Source organism: Burkholderia sp. 10_S31, assembly GCF_056930375.1.
In genome coordinates this window covers 2,501,581-2,524,229 of record NZ_JBXOWK010000001.1, presented here as the reverse complement: position 1 = coordinate 2,524,229, position 22,649 = coordinate 2,501,581, and the positions used below count along the sequence as shown (strand labels likewise).

The 22,649-nt window shown below is 69.0% G+C and carries 22 protein-coding genes and 1 pseudogene; 15 read left to right on the top strand and 8 right to left on the bottom strand.

What is annotated here, in order from left to right; translation table 11 throughout:
- Positions 1-810: 810 nt before the first annotated feature.
- The 12 genes from AC1Z3W_RS11300 (at position 811) to AC1Z3W_RS11245 (ending at position 11,337) form a co-directional block, all read left to right on the top strand.
- Positions 811-990 (top strand): Flp family type IVb pilin, encoded by a 180-nt coding sequence (locus AC1Z3W_RS11300; protein ID WP_057923850.1) that lies wholly within the window; start codon positions 811-813, stop codon positions 988-990.
- 88 nt (positions 991-1,078) lie between these two features.
- Positions 1,079-1,558: an A24 family peptidase gene (locus AC1Z3W_RS11295; protein ID WP_057923849.1), complete on the top strand. Its 480-nt coding sequence runs from the start codon at positions 1,079-1,081 to the stop codon at positions 1,556-1,558.
- 19 nt (positions 1,559-1,577) lie between these two features.
- Positions 1,578-2,594: a Flp pilus assembly protein CpaB gene (cpaB, locus tag AC1Z3W_RS11290; RefSeq protein ID WP_483507599.1), complete on the top strand. Its 1,017-nt coding sequence runs from the start codon at positions 1,578-1,580 to the stop codon at positions 2,592-2,594.
- 54 nt (positions 2,595-2,648) lie between these two features.
- Positions 2,649-4,031, top strand: coding sequence for a type II and III secretion system protein family protein (locus tag AC1Z3W_RS11285; protein WP_483507598.1), 1,383 nt, complete (start codon positions 2,649-2,651; stop codon positions 4,029-4,031).
- Between the two features lie 14 nt (positions 4,032-4,045).
- Entirely contained in the window at positions 4,046-4,429 is a 384-nt protein-coding gene (locus AC1Z3W_RS11280; RefSeq protein WP_057923846.1) for a CpaD family pilus assembly lipoprotein, read from the top strand.
- 30 nt (positions 4,430-4,459) lie between these two features.
- Entirely contained in the window at positions 4,460-5,683 is a 1,224-nt protein-coding gene (locus tag AC1Z3W_RS11275; RefSeq protein WP_057923845.1) for a CpaE/TadZ family protein, read from the top strand.
- A complete protein-coding gene (locus tag AC1Z3W_RS11270) occupies positions 5,680-7,110 on the top strand; it encodes a TadA family conjugal transfer-associated ATPase (protein WP_057924129.1) in 1,431 nt (476 codons plus the stop codon). The genes AC1Z3W_RS11275 and AC1Z3W_RS11270 overlap by 4 nt, the downstream gene beginning before the upstream one ends.
- Positions 7,107-8,084 (top strand): type II secretion system F family protein, encoded by a 978-nt coding sequence (locus tag AC1Z3W_RS11265; protein WP_483507597.1) that lies wholly within the window; start codon positions 7,107-7,109, stop codon positions 8,082-8,084. The genes AC1Z3W_RS11270 and AC1Z3W_RS11265 overlap by 4 nt, the downstream gene beginning before the upstream one ends.
- Positions 8,081-9,025: a type II secretion system F family protein gene (locus AC1Z3W_RS11260; protein WP_483507596.1), complete on the top strand. Its 945-nt coding sequence runs from the start codon at positions 8,081-8,083 to the stop codon at positions 9,023-9,025. The genes AC1Z3W_RS11265 and AC1Z3W_RS11260 overlap by 4 nt, the downstream gene beginning before the upstream one ends.
- Positions 9,022-9,879, top strand: a complete 858-nt coding sequence (locus AC1Z3W_RS11255; RefSeq protein ID WP_057923842.1) for a tetratricopeptide repeat protein — start codon at positions 9,022-9,024, stop codon at positions 9,877-9,879. Before AC1Z3W_RS11260 ends, AC1Z3W_RS11255 begins: the two co-directional genes overlap by 4 nt.
- The gene (locus AC1Z3W_RS11250) at positions 9,876-10,304 is read left to right on the top strand and encodes a TadE/TadG family type IV pilus assembly protein (protein ID WP_057923841.1); all 429 of its coding nucleotides are present in this window, start codon (positions 9,876-9,878) and stop codon (positions 10,302-10,304) included. The genes AC1Z3W_RS11255 and AC1Z3W_RS11250 overlap by 4 nt, the downstream gene beginning before the upstream one ends.
- Entirely contained in the window at positions 10,297-11,337 is a 1,041-nt protein-coding gene (locus AC1Z3W_RS11245) for a TadG family pilus assembly protein (protein WP_057923840.1), read from the top strand. Before AC1Z3W_RS11250 ends, AC1Z3W_RS11245 begins: the two co-directional genes overlap by 8 nt.
- Here the strand turns inward: AC1Z3W_RS11245 and AC1Z3W_RS11240 are convergent.
- Together AC1Z3W_RS11240 and AC1Z3W_RS11235 are read right to left on the bottom strand one after the other, a co-directional pair.
- Complete coding sequence (locus AC1Z3W_RS11240; RefSeq protein ID WP_483507595.1) at positions 11,301-12,563, bottom strand: glycosyltransferase family 87 protein; 1,263 nt, start codon at positions 12,561-12,563, stop codon at positions 11,301-11,303. The genes AC1Z3W_RS11245 and AC1Z3W_RS11240 overlap by 37 nt on opposite strands.
- Positions 12,564-12,579: 16 nt before the next feature.
- Entirely contained in the window at positions 12,580-13,656 is a 1,077-nt protein-coding gene (locus AC1Z3W_RS11235) for a glycosyltransferase family 2 protein (RefSeq protein ID WP_057923838.1), read from the bottom strand.
- A gap of 288 nt (positions 13,657-13,944) precedes the next feature.
- On the opposite strand from AC1Z3W_RS11235, the gene AC1Z3W_RS11230 reads away from it, so the two are divergent.
- A complete protein-coding gene (locus AC1Z3W_RS11230) occupies positions 13,945-14,319 on the top strand; it encodes a phage protein NinX family protein (RefSeq protein ID WP_057924128.1) in 375 nt (124 codons plus the stop codon).
- Between the two features lie 28 nt (positions 14,320-14,347).
- Here the strand turns inward: AC1Z3W_RS11230 and AC1Z3W_RS11225 are convergent, their stop codons facing one another.
- Complete coding sequence (locus tag AC1Z3W_RS11225; protein WP_057923837.1) at positions 14,348-15,337, bottom strand: ABC transporter substrate-binding protein; 990 nt, start codon at positions 15,335-15,337, stop codon at positions 14,348-14,350.
- Positions 15,338-15,571: 234 nt separating this feature from the next.
- Positions 15,572-16,450 carry a LysR family transcriptional regulator gene (locus AC1Z3W_RS11220; RefSeq protein WP_057923836.1) on the bottom strand — a complete coding sequence of 293 codons (879 nt, stop codon included), beginning with the start codon at positions 16,448-16,450 and terminating at the stop codon, positions 15,572-15,574.
- 100 nt (positions 16,451-16,550) lie between these two features.
- Between AC1Z3W_RS11220 and AC1Z3W_RS11215 the strand changes: the two genes are divergently transcribed.
- Both AC1Z3W_RS11215 and AC1Z3W_RS11210 read left to right on the top strand, forming a co-directional pair.
- Positions 16,551-18,119 carry an MFS transporter gene (locus AC1Z3W_RS11215; protein WP_483507594.1) on the top strand — a complete coding sequence of 523 codons (1,569 nt, stop codon included), beginning with the start codon at positions 16,551-16,553 and terminating at the stop codon, positions 18,117-18,119.
- A gap of 88 nt (positions 18,120-18,207) precedes the next feature.
- Positions 18,208-18,438: pseudogene (locus AC1Z3W_RS11210) on the top strand (AEC family transporter); the annotation flags it as partial.
- Positions 18,439-18,495: 57 nt separating this feature from the next.
- On the opposite strand, the gene AC1Z3W_RS11205 reads toward AC1Z3W_RS11210, so the two are convergent.
- The 4 genes from AC1Z3W_RS11205 to AC1Z3W_RS11190 all read right to left on the bottom strand — a co-directional run bounded on the left by AC1Z3W_RS11205 (position 18,496) and on the right by AC1Z3W_RS11190 (position 22,519).
- Positions 18,496-19,668 carry a LysR family transcriptional regulator gene (locus AC1Z3W_RS11205; RefSeq protein ID WP_483507593.1) on the bottom strand — a complete coding sequence of 391 codons (1,173 nt, stop codon included), beginning with the start codon at positions 19,666-19,668 and terminating at the stop codon, positions 18,496-18,498.
- 24 nt (positions 19,669-19,692) lie between these two features.
- Positions 19,693-20,421 carry an aspartate/glutamate racemase family protein gene (locus AC1Z3W_RS11200; protein WP_057923832.1) on the bottom strand — a complete coding sequence of 243 codons (729 nt, stop codon included), beginning with the start codon at positions 20,419-20,421 and terminating at the stop codon, positions 19,693-19,695.
- Positions 20,422-20,447: 26 nt separating this feature from the next.
- On the bottom strand, positions 20,448-21,980 hold the full coding sequence (locus AC1Z3W_RS11195) for an NCS1 family nucleobase:cation symporter-1 (protein WP_483507592.1): 1,533 nt from the start codon (positions 21,978-21,980) through the stop codon (positions 20,448-20,450).
- A 329-nt stretch (positions 21,981-22,309) separates the two neighbouring features.
- A complete protein-coding gene (locus AC1Z3W_RS11190) occupies positions 22,310-22,519 on the bottom strand; it encodes a hypothetical protein (protein ID WP_162492260.1) in 210 nt (69 codons plus the stop codon).
- Positions 22,520-22,649 lie beyond the last annotated feature (130 nt).

Sequence of the window (22,649 nt, the reverse complement as noted above, 5' to 3'; positions counted from 1 at the left end):
CGAGTGTCGGGCAAGTGAGGGAGGGAAGTCGGGCCAAAGGGCGTCGAACCATTCTGGAGGACGCCTCCGGCGCGGGACAAGCAACGATTTGAACTATGCTTATCGCCGCTTCGCGGGTTGGCGGGGCATGCGAGAGCCGGTTGGAGATCGCGATGCTTTGGGGGAGCGAGGAGGGCGTAATTCGCGTTGGCTTTGCAGCGGATCGATCGTTGCCGGGAGCGGTACCCACGCGAATCAGGCTATTCAATCGGGATGCGTAATATTTTCCTCGACCAATCGGCAGGCGCGAAAAAATTGCCGATCAGCGCGCATGAATGACCGTTTGAATTTTCGGATTGGAATCGCCACGCATTTGGAAAAACCGATAAAAATCATTGAACAGTCCGCCATCAGCAATGATGCATCCCGGCATTAACATTCTTACGCATGGTCTCGACAGGCCTCGTGCAGCGGCGCGAGAAAGCGGTAAACGATCTACGTGTATTTCATTGTTGAAGCGCGCCTCCCATAAATACACTCCGACGCTAAATTATTTGAAATCGTCAAAAAAATTGTCTATACCCTAGACGAATTGGCGTGAACCGCATCGTGTCAATGCGGCTACGCAGCAGACGCGCGAATGTAGTGCAGATACCGTTGCCGTACGCCGCGCGTTGCAGCGATCGAATGGATTCCGGGGAATGCGAACGGCCCGATGCCGGGCTGCCGCATGAGTCGTGAATGGACGAACGCCGTGCGCATCACCGAAACAACAACGCCGCGTCTTTGCATTCAACGGTCGATCACCGACCCCGTCACACGGAGGTTGTCATGCTGCAATACGTCAAGTCCTTGCTGCGCGATGAACGTGGTGTCAGCTCGCTCGAATACGCAGTCCTGGCCGGCATCATCGTGGTCGCGCTTGCGGCAGTTGGCACCTACCTCAGCGGCACGTCAGGCCTGCAGAGCATATTCACGTCGCTGATCAACAAGGTCGCATCGCTGATCTGATCTCCCGAACCGGCGCGCCGCCGACGCACATACGGATCCGCAGCGGTACGACGTATCCAGTCGGGGCGCGCCCACGGACGGCTCTCCGATGCTCTATCTCGTACAGTCGGCGGCGACGCTGGTGCTGGCGTCGCTCGCGATGCAGGATGTGCGCGCGCGGCGGCTGTCCAATCGCGCGGTGCTGGCGTTCGCGACGTTGTACCTGGTCGCGGCGGCGCTTGCGCACGACGGTCTTGCGCAGGTCGCCGGCCACGTTGCGACCGCAACGGCGATGCTGGCGGTGTTCGGCGGCCTGCGTCACGCAGGCTGGATCGGCGGCGGCGATGTGAAGCTGGCGGCGGCGGTGTTTTTATGGGCCGGCCCGACGCTCGCATTTCCGGTGTTGACGCTCGTCTGTGCGAGCGGTGCCGCGTGCGGCCTCGCAGCGCTTGCGATCGTCGCGCGACGGCGTCGTATCGCGCCGGCGACCGCGCTCGCGACGCGCGGCGTGCCGTACGGCGTCGCGCTCGCGCTCGGCGGCGGGTTGGCCGTCTGGGCGCGGTTTCCCCACGCCGTTTCGCTCACTTAGCCGGGGGACGCACGCCGCCATGCCCAAACCGCTGAGAATGGCCGTGTTGATCATCGCTGCAGGCATCGGTGCGTTCATCCTGCGCCAGTTGTACGTTGCCGCGTCGACGCCGTCGGCGCCTGGCGAAGCGACGGAGGCACGCGTGCGCGTCGCGGCCGCGGACCTGCCGGAAGGGCTGCTGCTGCGCGACAACGATCTCGCGTGGAAGCGCATGCCGAGCACGCAAGTGCCGGCCGGCGCGTTTGTCGAGTCGCAGCCGGGCGCGGACCTGAAAGGCGCGCTGCTGCGCAACCGCGTCGAAGCCGGCGCGCCGATCCGCGCGGATAACGTGATACCGGCCGGCGCGCCGGATTTTCTCGCGGCCGCGCTGCAGCCCGGCATGCGCGCGATCTCGGTGCCGGTCGATGACGTGTCGGGCAACGCGGGTCTGATCCAGCCGGGCGACTTCGTCGACGTGGTGCTCACGCAGGAGATCGGCGGTTCCGCGACGGTGCCCGGCACGTTCGAAGCCGAGACGGTCGTGCGGCGCGCGCGCGTGCTCGCGGTCGGCTCGGAGTTCCAGCGTGCGAAGACGCCTGCGAGTGCGCCGGACGTGCCGGTTCGCGCACGCACGGTCACGCTCGAAGTCGCACCGCGCACCGCTCAGGTCGTGCTGGTCGCGACGCGCCTCGGTTCGCTGTCGCTGGCGCTGCGCAGCTTCGCGACGAGCGATCGCCGTCAGGCGGCCGGCGGCGACGAACAGGAGCCTGATACGGCACCGGTATGGGCCGGCGACGTGTCGCGCGCGGCACGGGCGACGTCCGCGAGGACGGACGCAGGCACGCGGCCGGCAGCGCAGGGCAACACGGTCGTGATCTATCGCGGCTCGTCGGTCGACGATGTATCGCGCGGTAGCGGCGGCGGTATCGGCACGCCGGGCCTGCCGCCGCTGCCGTCGGGCTGGCCAGGTACACCGGTTGCGCCGGCCGCGTCGGCGGGCGGTAATGTCGCCGCGGACGCAACGGCGAAAGCGCCGCGGGCGGCGGTGTCGCAGTGACGCGGTGACGATTCGGGCCGGCCGCCCGGCGGCCGGCATTTGACGAGAAAACGCATGGTGCGCACGGTTCGTTGGATCGCTTTCTGGTACCTGGCCTGCATCGTCTTGCCGGGTGCCGCACTCGCGCAGCGCGCGCAGGTGGCGGACGCGGGTGCGGCGTTGTCGATCGCGACCGGCAAGGGCGAGATGCTGTCGTTGTCCGAACCCGCGACCGCGATGTTCGTCGCGGACCCGAGCATCGCGGACATCCAGGTGCCGTCGCCGCGCACCGTGTTCGTATTCGGCAAGAAGGCAGGCACCACCACGCTGATCGCGCTCGGCGCGAACCACCGGCCGATCCTGCGCCGCACGGTGATCGTGCAGGTCGACACGGCATCGCTGCAGGCGGTGCTCGACAGCCGGTTTCCGCAATTGAAGCTGTCGGTGTCCGGCGCGCCGGGCTCGCTGATGGTGTCGGGCAAGGTACCGAGCGCGGCCGATGCGGACGCCGTGATGCAGTCGCTCGCGCCCTACGTGAACGACCGGGAAAAGATCGTCAACCGGCTCACGCTGTCGCGCCCGATCCAGGTGAACCTGCGCGTGCGCGTGACCGAGGTCAGCCGCAACATCACGCAGCAGCTCGGCATCAACTGGAGCTCGCTCGGCGCAGCCGGCAACTTCATCGGCGGGCTGTTCAACGGGCGCACGCTGATCGACCCGACGACCAAGCTGTTCAACCTGTCGCCGACCGGCGCGTATTCGGTGCTGGGCGGCTTCCACGCGGGGCGTTGGTCGATCGACGTCGTGCTCGACGCGCTCGATCAGGAAGGCCTGATCACGATGCTCGCGGAGCCCAATCTCACCGCGATGTCCGGCCAGACCGCGAGCTTCCTCGCGGGCGGCGAGATTCCGATTCCGGTCGCGCAGGCCGGCACCACGACCGGTGCGATCACGGTCGAGTTCAAGCCGTTCGGCGTGTCGCTCGACTTCACGCCGACCGTGCTCGCCGACAACCGGATCAGCCTGAAAGTGCGCCCTGAAGTAAGCGAGGTCGATTCGAGCAACAGCGTGACGACCGGCGGCGTCACGGTGCCGGGACTCTCGGTGCGGCGCGTCGAGACGACGGTCGAGCTGTCGAGCGGGCAGAGCTTCGCGATCGGCGGGCTGCTGCAGAGCCAGACGGCCGATACCGTGTCGCAGATCCCCGGGCTCGGCCGGCTACCGATCATCGGCCGGCTGTTTTCGTCGAAGAACTTCCAGGACAACAAGACCGAGGTCGTCGTGATCGTCACGCCGTATATCGTGCAGCCCACCGGCCCAGGTCAGCTCGAGCAGGCGCTCGACACCGTCGCGCGGCCGAGCAGCGATCTCGAGTTCGCGATCCAGCACAATCTCGGGCTCGACTTGCTGTCGGGCGACACGCCGCGTCTCGTCGGCGCCGCGGGTTTCGTGTACTGACCGGAGGCGCGCGCATGCGAGTTCGAACCATCGTCTCCTCACTGCTGCCGCTGGCGCTCGCAGGCTGCCTGTCGGCGCCGCCGCCGATCAACCTGCCCGATGCACGCGCGATCGGCTTCGACGGCGTGCACGCGGTGCCGCCCGACTGCGCGAAGCTGATGCAGCCGTCGCATCTCGTCGATGCCGGGTTCGGGCGGCCCGGCGTGCCGTTCGGCTGTGCGACCTACACGAATCTCGCGACGATGCTCGCGCGGCCGGAAGATCTCGTCGCGCCCGTTCCGTACGGCGGCGCCGATGCGCAAGTCGCCGCCGACGCGGTGCGCCGCTACGTCGAGGATCGCGTGAAGCAGCCGACACCCGAGAAGACGCTGACGACGACCGGTTCGCCCGGCCGTTGACCCACTCGACCCACTCCCGATGCGATCGCGATGCCGCCCATGAACGTCCTCGACCGCCAGAACGCCAAGCGCGCCGCCCCCGCCGGAGCGGCGGATCTCATCGCGGTCGTGTCCGACGCGGGCAGCGAAGACGTGATCCGCCGCGTCGCGCAGGACCTGTCGATCACGCGTGCGCACGTGCAGCCGGGCAACTGCGAGGACGCGATCCGGCTGCTGCAGCAGCACGAGCGCTCGCCGCGCCAGTTGATCGTCGACGTGTCGGATTCCGTGCTGCCGGTGTCGGACCTGATGCGGCTCGCCGATGTGTGCGATCCGTCGGTGAGGGTCGTGGCGATCGGCATGCAGAACGATGTCGGTCTGTTCCGCAACCTGCTTGGCATCGGCGTGCAGGACTACATCGTGAAGCCGCTGACCGTCGAGCTGATGCGGCGTGCGCTGACCGCGACGGAATCGGTCGTCCAGGTGCGCACCGGCAAGGTGGTCAGTTTCGTCGGCGCGCGCGGCGGCGTCGGCACGACGACGATCGCGGTGAGTCTCGCACGCTGCCTGACCGGCGAGAAACGCCGCCGCGTCGCATACGTCGACCTGAACCTGCATGGCGGCGGCGCGAACTCGATGCTCGGGCTGTCGAGCAACAACGGGCTGATCGAGTTGCTGAACATGGAGCAGCGTCCCGACGACGCGTTGTTCGACCGCATGGTCGTCCCGAAGGGCGATCGCCTGCATATGCTGTCGGCCGAACTGGCGTACGGCGAAGATGCGCCGTTGCGCGACGGTGCGATCGCGCAGCTCGTCGACATGCTGAAGGACCGCTTCCATTACGTGCTGTTCGACGTGGGATACCGCGCCGGCAAGCTGTTCGAAGGTGCGCTGGAGGCGTCCGATCTCGTCTATATCGTTGCCGACCGCTCCGTGCATGCCGCGTACGAAGCCGCGCGGCTTGCGCGCTTCGTGAGGGAACTGCCCGGCGAGCGGCTGTTGTCGATGGTGCTGAACAATCCGCTCGAGCCGGTCAAGGGACGCGTCGCGCAGACCGATTTCGAGGATGCGTTCGGCGGCGTGAGGTTGCGCGAGCTGCCGCACGAGCCGCAGCCGCTCGCGGTCGCCGAGAACCTCGGCGAGCCGATCGAAGCCGCCAAACGCCAGGGTTTCGTGGACGAGATCCGGCTGCTTGCGAACGGCATCACCGGCGAATCGATGGCCGTCGCCGAGCCGTGGTATGCGCGCTTCGTCAAATGGAGGAAAGGATCGTGACGTTCGGTACCCGCAAACGGCAGGCGCCCGATCCGGTGCCGGCCGCTTCTCCTGCCGCGCCGCGCGACGGCGCACCGGCACCCACGCCGGGGCCGGGGCCGGGGCCGACCGCGAGCCAGGCTTCGGCCTTCGCCCGCGGGCCTGCGGCCGCCGACACCCAGGAGGCGCTCATCCGCTCCGGCAAGTTCGACGCGATTCGCACTGCGGTGTTCGCGTCGCTGAACATGTCGGCGGCGCTGATGAAGACGCGCGACGAAGTGCGCGCGGGCATCGAACAGGTGGCCGCGCACACGGTCGAGCGCGAACGCCTGAAGATCACGGCGGGCGAGCAGGTGCTGATCGTCGACGCGATCCTGAACGACATGTTCGGCGTCGGGCCGATCGAGCCGCTGCTCGCCGACGACACAGTTTCGGACATCCTCGTGAACGGCCCCGATCAGGTGTATGTCGAGCGCGCGGGCCGGCTCGAACTCACGTCGCTGAAGTTTCGCGACAACGCGCACGTGACGAGCGTCGCGCAGCGGATCGCGGCGGCGATCGGGCGCCGCGTCGACGAGAGCAGCCCGATGGTCGACGCGCGGCTTGCCGACGGCAGCCGCGTGAACGTGGTCCTGCCGCCGATCGCGTTGCGTGGCGCGTCGATCTCGATCCGCAAGTTCGCGAAGCGCGACATCACGCTCGCGCGAATGGCGCATCAGGGCAATATTTCGCACGGGATGCTGCAGGTGCTGAAGATCGCGTGCGCGTGCCGGCTGAACATCGTGATCTCCGGCGGTACGGGTTCGGGCAAGACGACGCTGCTCAACGCGCTGTCGCAGCACATCGACGAGCACGAGCGGATCGTGACGATCGAGGATGCGGCCGAGCTGCAGCTGCTGCAGCCGCATGTCGTCAGCCTCGAGACGCGGCCGGAGAATACCGAAGGGCTCGGCGGCATCTCGCAGCGCGACCTCGTGCGTAACGCGCTGCGGATGCGGCCCGACCGCATCATCCTCGGCGAAATCCGCGGCGCGGAGGCCTTCGACGTGCTGCAGGCGATGAATACGGGCCACGACGGCTCGATGACGACGATCCATGCGAACACGCCGCGCGACGCGATCAGCCGGCTCGAAAGCATGGTCATGATGGCGAACGCGAATCTGCAGCTGCTGTCGATCCGGCGCCAGATCGCGAGCGCCGTGCATCTGTTCGTGCAGGTCGAGCGGATGCGCGACGGCGTGCGCCGCGTGACCCGGATCACCGAGATCGTCGGGATGGAAGGCGAGGTGGTGATCACGCAGGACCTGTTCACGTTCCGCCAGGAAAGCGACACGACGCGCGATGCAGTGAAAGGCATGTTCGAGGCGTCGTCGTTGCGGCCCGCGTTCGCGCAGCGCGCCGCGGACTACGGCATCGAGGACGCGCTCTCCGAGGTATTCCGGCAATGAGCACGGCAGACCTGTTCGCGCTCGGCGCATTCGTCGTGATCCTCGGGGCCGGCCTCGCGCTGTCCGCGCTGCTCGATCGCGCGCGCCAGGCGCCGGAGCAGCGCATTCGTGTGCGGATGCGGCACCTCGCGCCGTCGCTGGCGGGCCGCGAGGCCGGTGCGTCCGCCGCGCCCGGCGTCGCGCTGTTCAACCTGCCGCGCCGGCAAGGCCGCGCGCGCGCGTGGCTGCAGCGTTACGTGACGCGCGTGCGTGCGGTGGGCGGCGAGCACGGCATGCGGATCGTCGTCGCCAGCACGATCGCCGGCGCGATCGCTGCGATCGTCGCGGTCGAGCTCGTCGCGCTGCCGCGCGTGGTGCATCCGCTGATCTACGTCGGACTGCCGCTGGTCGCCATGCGCGCCAGCTACCGCGCGCTGGTCGAGCGTTTCAGGCTGCGCTTTCTCGAAGCGTTCCCGGACGCGATCGACCTGATCGTGCGTGCGGTGCGCGCGGGCATTCCGGTCACGCAGGCGATCAGCACGGTGGGTGACAACGCGGCGGAGCCGGTGCGCTCGACCTTCCGCACGATGGGCGACAGCCTGCGCGTCGGCGCCGACCTGAAGGACGTGCTGACGCACGCGGCAGACCGGCTGATGATCGCGGACTTCTCGTTCTTCACCGTCTATCTGCTGCTGCAGCGCGAGACCGGCGGCAGCCTCGGCGAGACGCTCGACGAGTTGTCGAGCATCATCCGCACACGCCGCGACATTCGCCTGAAGACACGCGCGTTGACTGCCGAGGGGCGGATCACGACGAAGATCATTTCGGCGATGCCGTTCGTGATGATCGGCGCGTTGTTCCTCGTGAACCGCGCGTACGTGATGCTGTTGTTCGATACGCACGCCGGGCGCGTGATGCTGACGATTGCCGCGGTGCTGCTGACGATCGGACTGCTGACGATCAACAAGATGTCGAAACTGGATACCGCGCGATGACGATCTCGATGCTGGCCGCCCGCGGCCTCGAACTGTTGCTGTTGCTCGCCTGCGTCGCGGTGGCGCTCGCGACGCCCGGCGGCGGCACGCGGCGGCGGATCGCCGCGCGCGTGCAGCAGGCGGCCGGGCAACGCCCGCCGTCGCTGGTGCCGGGGCGCCTGCAGCCCGGCGAGGTGCGCCAGGACCTGACGCGGCGGCTCGCGCAGCTCGGCGAGCGGCTGCCGGTGCTCGATCCGATGCAGCGTGTGAAGCTGGGGCTGCAGTTGACGCGCGCGGGTTTTCGCGACCGGCGTGCGGTGTTGTCGATGATCGGCATCAAGCTGAGCTGCGGCGTGCTGTTCGCGGGCATCGCGATCGTGTTCAGCCCGTACATTCCGCGCCTCGGCGAATACTTCGTGATTCGAGCGGTGGCGATGGTCGGCGCGTTCGTGATCGGCGTGATCGTGCCAGAATACGTGCTCGGCGCGATGATCCGGCGGCGCCGGCGGATCATCGCCGCGTGCTTTCCGGATGCGCTCGACCTGCTCGTGATCTGCACGATGGCGGGAAACAGCCTCGCATCGGGCGTGCGGCGCGTCGCGCGCGAACTCGAGCGCATCTGCCCGCCACTGGCCGACGAGTTGACGGTCTGCGCGGACGAGCTGACGCTGAGCGGCAACGTATCGGAAGCGCTGACGCATTTCGCGAGACGTGTCGACTTTGCGTCGGCACGCTCGCTGGCCACGACGCTCACGCAATCGCAGCGATTCGGCACGCCGATCACGCAGGCGCTGCGAACCCTGTCGCGCAGCGAGCGCACCGAGCAGATCGTCGCACTCGAGGAGAAGGCCGCGAAGCTCGCGCCGAAGATCACGCTGCCGATGATGCTGTTCATCCTGCCGACGGTCGGCCTGATCGCGGCGGGCCCGGCGGCCATCCGTCTGATCGAGGTGCTCAAATGACATGCTCCGTCGTCCGCGCGCTTGCATTCGCGGCCGTGCTGCCGGTGCTGGCCGGCGGCTGCGCGCCGGGCATCCAGACGAGGCCGGCGCTGTCGCACAAGAGCGACGACCCGCAGGCCGAACTGCGCATCGCCGATAGCGCGCTCGTCGGCGGCAATATCGATCTCGCGTCGACGCTGTACGAGAAGGTGCTCGCCCGGCATCCCGACTCGCTCGCGGCGCGCCTGGGGCTCGGCGACGTCAACTACCGGGCCGGCGACCTGGAGCGCGCGCGGATTCTCTACGAGCAGGCTCACCAGCAGGCGCCCGCGGAACTCGGGCCGCAGGTCGGGCTCGCGCGCGTCGCGTTGCGGCAGCGTCGGCTCGACGAGGCCGGCCAGCGCTACCGCGACCTGCTGGCCGCGCAGCCGAACCTGCCGCTCGCGGCGCAGGGGCTTGGCACGGTGCTCGACCTGCAGGGCCGCCACGAGGACGCGCAGGCCGTGTACCGGGATGCGCTGCGCGCACATCCGGATGCGCAGGGGCTGCGCGTCGACCTGGGGCTGTCGCTCGTGCTGAGCAACCGCCCGCGCGAGGGCGTGAACGTGCTGCTCGACGTCGCAGGGCTGCCCGATGCGCCGTGGCAGGCGCGCCAGAATCTCGCGTTCGCCTATGGCGTGCTCGGCAATACGGATTCGGCGAAGAAGCTGCTGTCCGCCGACTTGCCCGCGTCGGCCGTGGCCGACAATCTGCGCGTCTACCAGGCCGTGCGCGCCCGGCTCGCGGCGCGCCCGGTCGCCAATGCCGCGCGACCGTTGACGGGCGCCGCGCTCGATCCACGTGTCGCGCCGCCCGTCGCGGGGGCCGCAAAATGACACGCGGCGCGATGCGCGCCCGCCACGCGCGCGGCGTCGTGTCCCTCGAGTTCGCGCTGATGCTGCCGTTCCTGTTGATGGTGCTGATCGGCATCATCGATACGAGCCTGCTGCTGTGCGACAAGGCCGTGATCACGAACGCGAGCCGCGAAGCCGCACGTGCCGGCGTCGTGTTGCGCGTGCCGATGCTGACCACGACACAGATCGCCAACGTCGCGCTGAGCTACACGCAGAACAGCCTGATCACGGGCGGCACGGCGACGCCGCCGACCGTGACCGTGACGCAGGCGAACGGCACGACGTCGGGCACCGCGCTGACGGTGACGGTGACTTACACGTATTCCGGGATGGTGCTGGGTTCCGCGCTCAGCGCGCTGACCGGCCCGGTGACGGTCTCGGCCAGCGCGGTGATGCTCTATGAATGACGCAGCCGGCACGCGATGCAGCGGCGCCGCGCGCGAGCGCGGCTCCGTCGCGCTGTTCTTCGTGATGTTCCTGATTCCGCTGCTGTCGTTCGGCGCGCTGGCGATCGACATTGCGTGGGTCGCCGCGGTGCGCAACCAGCTGCAGAACGCCGCCGACGCGGCAGCGCTCGCGGCGGCCGACGCGATGATGTCGCCGAGCGGCGGCGCGCTGAACTGGTCGCAGGCCGCGCCGGCGGCGAACGGCGTGATCGCGCAGAACACGGCCGCGGGCGCGCCGTTGTCGACCGGCACGGTGACGACCGGGTACTGGAACGTGACGCGCAGCCCCGCAACGATGCAGCCGACCACCATCACGCCCGGCGCGTACGACGTGCCGGCGGTGCAGGTCACCGTATCGCGCGCGCCGGGCGTGAACGGCGGCTCGATTCCGCTGCTGCTCGGCGGGCTTTTGGGCATCCCCGGTGCGTCCGGCAGCGCGACCGCGATCGCGGTGCTCGCCGCGCCCGGCGGGGTGGCGGCGGGCGGTCTCTTTCCGGTCGCGATCGACCAGTGCGTGTACAACCAGTACTGGAACACGGCGACCAACCAGCCGCTGATCAATCCGCTGACGGGCCAGCCGTTCGAGTTCTCGATCACCAACGGCCAGACCTATGGCTTGCTGTGCATGGGCGGCCAGTGGACGTCATTCCAGTCGACCGCGACCGACACGACGACGATGGGCGGCCTGATGGTGACCGGCAACCCGACGACGCTCAATATCGGCGACAGCATCTATCTCGCAACCGGCGTGAAGGCGACGCTCTACACGTCGGTGCCGGTCGGCGCGACGGTCGTGCTGCCGGTCGTCACGCAGACATCGAGCAGCACCTACGTGCCGATCGTCGCGTTTGCTGCGTTCCACATCGACGTGTCGCTCGGCAGCTCGTACAAGTACATCCAGGGGCACTTCGTCGCAGGCGTTAAGATGACCGGCGTCGCGACGGGCGTCGGGCCGTACTACGGCGTGTACGTGCCGCCGCGGCTCGCGTTGTGAGCGTCGTGCCGCGCGCGGCGCAGCAGCACGAGCAGCGCGAAGAGCGTCACGGCCGGGCCGATCTGCGGTAGCTCCAGCCATGGGTTCAGGTATTCGGCGATCGGCAGCGCCCATATCAGCGCGATCGCGGTCTGTTCGCCGCGCAGCCAGCCGTCGCGCCAGCCGATCGCCAGCATGCAGGCGATCGCGATGGCGAGCCACGCGAGTTCGTAGTGCCACACATACGGGTTCGCCGTGAGCGTCGCGACCGTCAGCACGGCCGCGCGCAAGCGGGTATCGCGCGACTGCGCCCACGCAATGCAGGCGGCTGCGATCGCGATCGCGGCGATACACGCATGTGCGGCATAGGCGGCACCGAGCGGCACGCCTGCCAGTCGGAACGCCGCAAACGGGGTCGGCGACGCGAGCCAGAACACGACACCATGTTCGAGGACGATCGAGCGCGCGAGGCCCGTGCTGGCGACGAACAGGCGTAGCGACTCGAGGCCGCAGACCAGGACGCTCAGCGCGACGAATGTGCCAGTGGCGAGCCCGGCCCACGCGATCGTGCGCCATGCGCGTGCCGCAACCAGCACGAACGGGAACAGCAACGCCATCTGCGGCTTGACCGACAGCAGGGCGATGCAGAAGCCGGCCCACATCGGCCGTCGACCGGCCCAATGGACGGCCAGTGCCGCGCACGATGCGGTCAGAAACGCGTTTTGCCCGAGCGTCGCGGTGACGAACACGCAGGGTGCGGCGACCAGCGCGAGCGAACCGGAGCGCCATGCGCCGGGAATCGCACCAAGGCCGGATACGCGCCACGCGACGACGCCGAGCACGGCGACGCCGAATGCGACGAACAGCGGATAACCGAGCGCGAAGGGCAACAGCGCCAGCGGCGTCACGAGTAGCAGATAGGTGGGCGGGTACAGCCACGGGGCGAAGACGTCGCGACGAAGGTTCGCGAACAGTTCGCCCGTCAGTCGCGAGAACGCGGAGAAGTCGTATGCCTGCGATGGCGAGCCGTGCAGCATGACGTACGATGCCGACCAGAATATCGAGAAGTCGGCGCCGGCGCGCGACAGGACGGCTCCCTGCGCATGACGAATGACGGATATCCAGATCGCGACGAACAGCACGTAGAACACGAGCATCAGCATGCTGTACAGGGCGATGCGTCGCGGTGTGAGCCACTCGCCGACCGGGCGCTTCGTCGAGTGCGTCGATTGTTGCGTAATGTCCAATTGCCGCGGCCCGGTTTTACTTGAACGATGCTTTGCGGGCGGCGATGCCGGCGGCTGCCGGTGCCGCTGCCCGGCGGCGGGCCGCGGGCGCACGCTTCAGCGGGAATTGCAGCAGCTTCGATGCCGGCTGCGCGGCGGCATCGCGCTCGGCACGGAAGCGGCGCCTGACGAGATAGACGGGGCGCTGCTTGGATTCGTGATAGATCCGGCCGAGGTATTCGCCGATCACGCCGATGCCGATCAGCTGGATGCCGCCGACGAACAGCACGACGGAAATCAGCGACGGGTAGCCGTGCACCGGATTGCCGAACAGCAGCGTGCGCACCACGATGAAGGCGCCATACACGAGTGACAGCATCGCGAACGTGAGGCCGACGTAGGTCCACACGCGCAGCGGCACCGTACTGAAGCTCGTGATGCCCTCGAGCGCGAAATTCCAGCGCCGCCATCCGGAAAACTTCGAGCGGCCGCCGCTGCGCGGCGCACGCGTGTATTCGACGATCGTGGTGCGAAAGCCGACCCACGCGAACAGCCCCTTCATGAACCGTCGCCGCTCCGGCAGCGCGCGCAGCGCATCGACGACTTCGCGGTCCATCAGGCGGAAATCGCCGACGTTTTCCGGCATTTCCACCTCGGACAGCGCATTGTGCACGCGATAGTAGAGCGCCGCCGCCGCGCGCTGCAGGTAGGGGTCGCACATCCGGTCGGTGCGTTTCGCGGCGACGACCTCGGCGCCGCCGCGCCAGTGTTCGATCATCGCGGGAATCAGCGCGGGCGGGTCCTGCAGGTCGGCGTCGATCAGGATCACCGCGGCGCCGGCCGCTTCGTCCAGGCCCGCGGTGAGCGCCGCTTCCTTGCCGAAGCGGCGCGTGAGATCCACGACGTGCACGCGCGAGTCGCCGGCAGCGATCGCGAGCAGCCGGTCGAGCGTGCGATCGCGGCTGCCGTCGTTGATGCAGACGACCTCGAAGCGGATCCCGGCGACCGACTCGAGAATGGGCAGCGTTTCGGCAAAGAACGCGTCGATCGTTTCCTCTTCGTCATGAAACGGCACGACGAGCGATATCAGCGGCTTCCTGGCGTGCGTGGACATGCTGCGGCTCCCCCGAGAGATCCGGCCTGCGCTGCACCGTATGGTTCCGGCTGTCGTCTGCCGAACGGGCCTGGCCCGGTTCGACGCGAATTCGATTCCGGCGTGCTGGTCCACCGCAGGCCGGACGACAGGTGTTGCGTTCATTGTAGGCAGGAATCGACGATTCGTAACACGTATCGATGGATTTCCACGGGGGACGGCGCACCGGGGAAAACACCGGCGGGCGATTGTCGGCGAGCCGCGCGCGGCGGCGCTAGGATGGCGTTTTCAGTGCCGACGGAGGGCGCGATGCAGGTTCAGGATCTGACGGGTGCGCCGCTCGATTTCTGGGTGGCGATGGCGGAAGACCTCGGCGCGCCGCGCGTCGGCGCCGCGGGATGCACGGTCATTCGCGAACCGGGCGGCGTGCCGGTGCCGTACGCGCCGTCGTCTTCATGGGCGGACGGCGGCCTGCTCGTCGAGCGTTTGCCGTTCGGCGCGTTCGAGCGCGACGGCGGGCATGGCGCGTGGCGCGCGGTGCTGCATCGGGCAGTGCCAGCGGCGGGCGAGCGCTGCACGTTCAACCAGTCGGGGCCGACGCTGCTGGTCGCCGCGATGCGCACGCTGGTTGCGTCGACGTTCGGCGACGACGTGCCGGATCTCGACATGTCGAAGCCGCGTTGAGTATGTGCGCAGCCAGCTATGTGGCCGATTACGCAGCCGACAGGTTGCGCACCGCGATCGATGCGACGTCGACGCGCTTCGGCAGGATCGCGTCCGCGGCTGCCCGATCGGCGACGCGCTGCAGCACGTCGATGTCCGCGCTGGTGACGCCGCGCTGCGCGAGCGCGGCGCGACGGGCGATATCGGCGGCCGCATCGCGCGGCAGGCGCGTGAGCGACGCATAGACGGTCGCATAGTCGGCCGGATGCGCGAGCGCCCACTGGCCGGCACGGGTGAGCCGCGCGAGCACGTCCGACAGCGCAGCGCGCTTCGACCGGTCGTGGAGCGTATCGACCGGCGACGTGAGGAAGGCGAGCCCGGAATTGATCCCGCTGCCGTCGCGCACGATGCGCGCGCCGCGCCGCACCACGTTTCCGTAGTACGGGTCGAAGGTCGCCCAGATGCCGATCTGCTTCGCCTCGAACGCGGCGAACGCGTCGACCGGCAGCACGAAGCGCACGTCGACGTCGCCCGGTGCGAGGCCGTGTTCGCGCAGCGCGCCGTACAGCTGGTATTGCGAGATGCTGCCGCGTGCCGACGATACGACGACGGTGCGCCCCTTCAGGTCGGCAACCGTGCGCACCGGCGAATCGGGCTGCACGACGATGCCGAGCGATGCCGGCGAGCCGACGCGCGTCGCGACGATCCGCAGCGCCGGATCGCCGAGCGCGGCCGTCAGCACGGGCAGGTCGCCGGCCGGCGCGAGATCGATCGCGCCCGCGCGCTGCGCTTCGAACAGCGGCGCCGCACCCTGGAAATTCGCCCAGCGAAACCGGTATGGCACGCCGTCGAGCACGCGTGCGGCCTCGGCCAGCGCGCGCAGGCCGCCGGCCTGGTCGCCGAGCACCAGCGTGACGTTCGACAGGTCGGTGCCGGCCGCGCGGGCGGGCAGGGCGGCGGCGCCCGCAAGCGGTGCGGCGGCCAGGGCGGCCACGCGCAGCAGTGCGCGGCGGCGGGCCGGGGCGGGGGGCGAAGTCATCGGCGGCGGGTCCTCGGTAATCCGCGCGCGGGCCGCGCGGCTGCCGGGCAGATTACGAAATCGGTCTGGCGCCGGCAAACATCGAATCGCGAAATGCTTATTCGTGTGAGAGAGGCATGGCGGGGAAGATGAGGCGGTGGCCGCCTCGGCGAACGACAGGCAACGCGCGTTCCCCTGTTTTGGAAAAATTCGTTCGTGGGGCCGGCGCAAACCCGTTATCAGCGTGAACAGCTTCTAGCCTGCCGCAGGGACGGTGCGCAGGAACGCGCGCACCGCAGGCGCTTTCTCGAAGCGCCGGTGCGCGAGTGCGAGTTCGGACATGATCGGCTTGCCGGCGATCGGCCGGTACACGACGCCCGGCAACGATACGCAGCCGGCGAGCGCATCCGGAATCACCGCGACCCAGCCGTTCACCGACACGCACGCGAGCACCGCGAGCAATCCGCCCGGCCGCGCGGCGATTACCGGCGCGAAGCGGCCGCGGCGTGCGACTTCGAGCGTGCCGCGCTCCTGTTCGGGCACCGCGAAGTGCGCGTCGGCGAGATCGGCGGCACGCACGGCGGTCATCGCCGCGTAGCGCGAATCGGCCGGCACCGCGGCGACGAACACGTCGCGCTGCAGCGTGACGATCCGCAGCGCGCCCGGCAGCGGCAACGGCGGGCGCACGTACGCGAGGTCGAGCCGGCCCGCGTCGAGCTGCTTCGCGACGTCGTCCATCGGCACTTCCCGCAGGTTCAGTTCGATGCGCGGATGCGCGGCGCGGAACGCGCCGACCGTACGCTGCAGCGTGCCCGAATAGACGGCCGACGACACGTAGCCGATTTCGATGCGGCCGAGTTCGCCGCGCTCGGCCAGCGTCGCGAGTTCGCGGCCGCGCTGCAGATGCTCGAACGCGGCAGTTGCCTCGGCGAGAAACGCAACGCCTGCCGCCGTCAGCGTGACCGCGCGGCGCGAGCGCTGGAACAGCCGCACGCCGAGCAGCCGCTCGGCTTCCTGGATCTGCCGCGTCAGCGCGGGCGGCGCCATGTCGAGCGCGTCGGCCGCGCGGGCGAAATGCAGGTGCCGCGCGACGCTCAGGAACGCGCGTACATGACGGAATTCGAGCGGATTCATGGTTGCAATTTTCGTTAATAAAACTGCATGGATGTATCAATGACGGGCAATACGGCCGCAGCCTAGCATACGGCTCGTTCCTCTTGCTCTGGAGCCGTCGATGTCCCAGTCTTCCCCCGCCCCGCGCGCAGGCGCGCGCGCCGCCGTGCGTGCGGGCACCCGCCTGCCGGCCGCCGCGACGCTCGCGGTCGCATCGGCGACGTGCTCGCTGATCGTGCTCGACACGAACGTCGTTGCCGTGTCGCTGCCGAGCATCGCGCGCGGCTTCCATGCGAGCTTCGCCGACATCGAGTGGGTCGTGAGCGCCTACATGACCGCGTTCGCCGCATGCCTGTTGCCGGCCGGCGGGCTCGCGGACCGCTTCGGGCGCAAGCGCATGCTCGGCGCGGGGCTCGCGCTCTTTTCGCTCGCGTCGCTCGGTTGCGGGCTCGCGCCGTCGGCCGGCTGGCTGATCGCCGCGCGCGCGGTGAAGGGCGGCGGGGCCGCGCTGCTGCTGACGGCCGCGCTCGCGGTCATCGCGAACCGTTTTCCGGACGGGCGCGAGCGGGCCCGCGCGTGGGCGATCTGGGGGATGTGCATGGGGATCGCGACGGCCGTCGCGCCGCTCGTCGGCGGCGCGATCACGCAGTGGATCGGCTGGCGCTGGGTGTTCCTGCTGAACCTGCCGGTGTGTGCATTGCTCGCGGCCGGCGCGCGGGTCGCGATCGACGAATCGCGCGATCCGCATGCGAAACGGATGGACGCCGCCGGCAGCCTGCTGTTCGGCGCGGCGCTCGCGTGCGCGATCGCGGCGCTGATCGGTGCGCCGGCGCACGGCTGGCTGTCGGCCGCGACGCTCGGCCGGTTCGCGCTCGTCGCCGCGCTGCTGGCCGCGTTCATCGGCGCGGAGCGCTGGCAGGCACGGCCGATGATTGATCTCGCGCTGTTCCGCCAGCCGCGCTTCGTCGGCGCCGTGCTCGCGATGTTCGGCTATGCGGCATGCGCGCAGGTGATGATGACGTTCCTGCCGCTGTACCTGCAGAACGCGTTCGGCATGTCGGCGATCGACGCGGGGCTCGGAATGCTGCCGTTCGCGATCGCGATGATCGCCGGGCCGTCGCTCGGCGGCATGCTCGCCACGCGCGTGTCGTCCGGCGGCGTGCTGGCGGGCGGGCTCGCATTGATCGGCGCGGGCAATCTCGCGACCGCGGCGCTGACGGCCGCAGGCGACTACCGGCTCGTCGCGCTCGGCATGTTCGTGACGGGCTGCGGCGCCGGCATCATGAACGGCGATACGCAGAAGGCGATCATGGCGTGCGTGCCGCCGAACCGTACCGGGATGGCGTCGGGCATCAGCACGACCACCCGCTTCTCGGCGATCGTGACGGCCGTCGGCGTGCTCGGCGCGGTGCTGGCTGCCAGCACGCACGCGCATCTCGACCGGTTGCTGTCCGCCGCGCCGGGCGCACAGGCATTCGTCGATGCGCCGTTCATGTCGAGCCTGCTGGCCGGCGATCTCGCGCAGGCGCTCGCGCACGTGCCGCCGTCGGCCGCGCGCACGCTCGCGGACGCGGCGCCCGCGGCCTTTGCGAGCGGATTCGCCGCCGCGCTGACAGTGAGCGGCGTGCTCGCGCTCGCTGCCGCTACGGTTGCATACAAGTTGCTTACGCAACCGATGCGCGATGCGTGATCCGCGCGGCGGCGCGTACGCCGCCCATTGCACGCGAAGATACGGCGCCGTTAAGCTTGCGCGTTCCGGTCTTACGCAGCGTGTTCAAGACGTGCAGCCCGCGCTCGCGTGGTGGCTCGGCGTGCGCGTGTTCGCGATGCCGCCGGTACTCGCGCAGATCGTGGTCGTGCTCGCCGCGCTGCCGACCGGCACGGGGCCATACATGCTGGCCGAGTTCTACGGGCGCGAAGCGCATGTGACGTCGCGCACGATCCTGTTGTCGACGCTCGGGTCGATCGTGTCGCTGTCGGTGCTGCTCGCGATCGCGCGGCACGTGTGACGCCGCGCCCGGTGCGGCGCGAGCGGTTCGGCACAATTCAGCGCAATTCCGAGTGATTCAGTGCGACTTCGTCGCGATGCGATGGATGCGCGCCGCGCGCGCGACGCGTGGCCGCTGCGACGTGCCGCAATGCGTCGCCTGCCGGCGACGGGGGCGTCGCGCGGGTTCGAGCGGGTCGCTGGCGGTCGGCATGGTCGGGCGCGCGGGTACATCCGCATTCGCGGCAACCGCCGCGACGGCCGGCCGAGCGGCCTCCGTATCGAGCCAGCTGCGCGTCGCTTCGGCGATCAGCGCGCGCAGCCAGCGCACGCCGTCGACGCACGAACCCGATTCGTTCCACGTCATCCGGTACACGATGTCGGGCGGCTCGGCCGGCAGCGCAACCGCGCCGAGCGGCAGCAGCTTCGCGTAGTGGCGCGCGAGCCGGTACGTGGTGGTCAGGATCAGGTCGGAGCGCACGAGCGTATGCGCGGCGAGTTCGAAATGCGGCAGCGTGACGACGATCCGCCGCTGCAGGCCGACGCGTTCGAGCTGCCGGTCGATCGCGCCGGACGCTTCGAGCCACGACGGTGTCGGGCACAGCTGCGCTGCCTGCGCGAATTCGGCGGCCGTCATCGCGCCGCGCCGCGCGATCGGATGCGTCGCGCGCATCAGGCACACGACGCGGTCGTCGAACAGGTCGTCCTGCCGGAACCGCGATGAACGGGCAGGGCGGTTGTCGATCACGACGTCGAGTTCGCCGTCGGCGAGCGCACGTTCGTCGTCGAAGCCGTCGCCGAGCGGATGGAACACGAGCTGCGCGTTCGGCGCGCGTTCGCGGAACAGCGCGACGAGCTTCGGCACGAACAGCACGTTCAGGTAATCGGGGCAGCCGATCCGGTAGGTACGTACGGATGTGCGTGCGTCGAACGTCGGCTGCTGGATGCGGATGAAGTCGATCACGCGCAGCGCATTGCGCAGCGGGTCGATCAACCGCGCGCCGAACTCGGTCGGCACCATCCCGTAGCGGCTGCGCACCAGCAGCGGATCGCCGAGCAGCGTGCGCAGGCGCTTGAGCGCGGCACTCGTCGCCGGCTGCGACATGTTCAGCCGGACGGCCGCGCGCGACACGGTGCGCTCGGTGAGCAGCACGAGCAGGATGCGCATCAGCCGCGCGTCCAGTACGTCGAGCGCGCCCGTTGCGTCGGACGCGTCGAGGGGAAGGCCGTTCGGCGCCGGTGCGTCCCGCATGTCGCTACGCGTTCCCGCGGCCCGTCATTTGACGAAGGTGCCCGGCCAGCCGACGATCCGCTTCGGACGCGGTGGCGCATAGGTGCGGACCTTCGAGGTCTTCAGCTTCAGGCGCACCAGCGATTCGGCGAGCGCGACGGCGGCCGATACGCCGTCGACGACGGGCACGCCCGTGCATTCCTCGATCTGCCGGTCGAGGCCGGCCATTCCGCCGCAGCCGAGGCAGATCACTTCAGCGTGATCGTCCTTCACCGCGCGTTGCGCCTGGCCGACGATCGACTCGATCGCGCGGGCCGGATTCTCCTCGAGCTCGAGCACCGCGAGGCCGCTCGCGCGCACCGACGCGCAGCGTGCATCGAGCCCCGCGAGCTTCAGGCGATCCTCGATCAGCGGCACCGTGCGGTCGAGCGTCGTGACGACCGAGTAGCGGTGGCCGAGCAGCATCGCCACGCTCGCGGCCGCTTCGGTGATGTCGACGACGGGCACCGTCAGCAGTTCCTGCAGCCCTTCGCGGCCGTGTTCGCCGTAGCCGGCCTGGATCACCGCGTCGTACGGCTCGTCGTAGCTCAGCACGCGGTCCATGACCGCGATCGCCGCGAGGTAGCTCTCGAAGTTGCCTTCGACCGACTCCGCGCCGAAGCGCGGCGTCAGCCCGACGATCTCCGTGCCCGGCGACGCGGCGGCCTGCGCCTGCGCGGCGATGGCGTCGGTGATCGATTCGGTCGTGTTGACGTTGACTACCAGGATTCTCATCGGTGCACTCACTCCGTATGCTGCGTTCAGTGTTGGGCACAGGCGACCGCGATGGGTTCGCCCGAGCGCTCCTCGTATTGCCGTTTGCGATCGGCCGTCAGCCAGTACACGCTGCCCGCGATGGCCGCGCCGAGCAGCCAGGAGAACGGCGTCATCGCGCTGAAGGCCGGCACGACGGCGAGCGTGATCGAGATCAGCGCGGACGGCACGAGTGCCGCGAGCGCCTTGCGGTTCACGCCGCGCGTATAGAAATAGGCGCCGGTCGGCGCTTCGGTATAGAGATCGGGCACGTTCACGCGCTGCTTGCGCACGAGCCAGTAGTCGACCGTGATGATCCCGTACAGCGGGCCGAGCAGCGCGCCGAGGCCGGACAGGAAGTAGACGATCACGATCGGGCTGTTGTACAGGTTCCACGGCAGGATCAGCACCGCGACCGTCGCGCTGATCAGGCCCGCGCGGCGGAACGTCAGCCGGTGCGGCGCGAGGCTCGTCAGCACGAAGGCCGGTGCGACGAAGTTCGCCATGATGTTCACCGCGACCGTCACGATCAGGAATGCGAGGCAGCCGAGCACGAGGAACAGCTTGTTCGGCACCGTCGCGATGATTTCCGTCGGGCTGTGGATGATGTGGCCGTTCAGCTTGAACTGCGCGCCCGCGAGCACGAAGCTGATCGTCGCGAACACGAGGATGTTCACCGGCAGGCCCCAGAAGTTGCCGACCCGCACCGTCTTCGCGCTCGGCGACGAGCGCGCGAAATCGCAGAAGTTGAGCACCAGCGTGCCGTAGATCGCGAGCCACAGCGCGCCGCCCGCGAACACCTCGGTCCACATCTTCAGGCCGGTCATCGGCTTGCCGATCGACATCGCGAGATGGCCGCCGGTGCGGCTGAACATCCACGCGGCGAGCGACAGCGTCGTGACGAGGATGATCGGGCCGGCGAGCCCCTCGTACTTGCGAACCATCTCCATCCCGTAGGTGAGGATGCCGATCTGCACGAGCCAGATCGCGACGAACGTGATCCAGCCGAGCGTCGACAGCCCGAGGATCGCGTCCTGGTCGAACGCGGCGAGGCCAGGCCAGATCGCGGTGAGCAGCACGCGCAGCACGACCGATGCGAGATAGGTCTGGATTCCGAACCACGCGATCGCGATCACCGCGCGGATCATCGCGGGCAGGAGCGCGCCGTAGATGCCGAAGCTCATCCGGCTGATCACCGGGAACGGCACGCCGGTCTTCTGGCCCATGTAGCCGGTGAGGTTCATGAAGCAGTACACGAGCACGGCGCCGATCGCGAGCGATGCGAGCATCTGCCAGCCCGACAGGCCAAGCGCGAACAGGCCGATCGCGAACGAGTAGTTCGCGATGTTGTGCACGTCGTTGGTCCACAACGCAAAGATGCTGTAGCGGCCCCAGGTCCGGCCCTCGGCCTTGGTCGGCGCGAGGTCGGGATTGTGCAGCCGCGGGCTCAGCGCGGGATCGCGCGCGGCCGTGTCGGTTCGATGCAGTGCGTCGTCCGCGCTGAGCACGATGCTCGCGCGGTGGGTGGCTTCCAGTTGCACGCCTTGTCTCCTTCCATGTATGGGGCGCGAACCGGCAGCGTGTGCACGCAGCGCGGGTCCGGCCGCCGTGGACGTTATGTCTCGGATTTGTTCGCGAGTATGGGGGGCCGCCGTGGCGATGGGAAATTAAATATTCGGTTGGGCGTCATTTGAAAAATGAATGGGGTGCGATCGTCGGCGGCGATGGCGAGGCACGCGAATTGCTGGTCAGGGGTCTCCATCCACATCGACATTAGCGGAGGTGTCATGCAGCGATATTCCATTCGTCACGTATCGCGAGCCGTCTTCGCCGGCATCCTGATTGCCGGCCTGGCGGCGGGTGCGGGCTGTCAGAAGAAGAGCGAGACCGACACCGGCACGAGTTCGAGCGCCACGGGCGGCATGGCGCCGGCGCCGTCCACCGCGCCATCGGGCATGCCGAGCAGCGGTGCGGCCGGCAGCGGCGCCGACAGCGGCGCGGCGAGCATGCCGGGCGCGGCATCCGCGCCGGCAGGCGCGAGCGGCGGCTGACCGGCGGAAGCGGGCGGCGCCCGCGGCATACGCGGGCGCGTCGCCCGGTGCTGCCGTGGTGACAGGCCGGTGCGGCACGTGCGTCGCAGGGCGCACGTGTGCGGCGCCCTGCGCGTGAAAGATTTGCAAGGACCGTGTAGCGATTCCCGGATCGGAGCC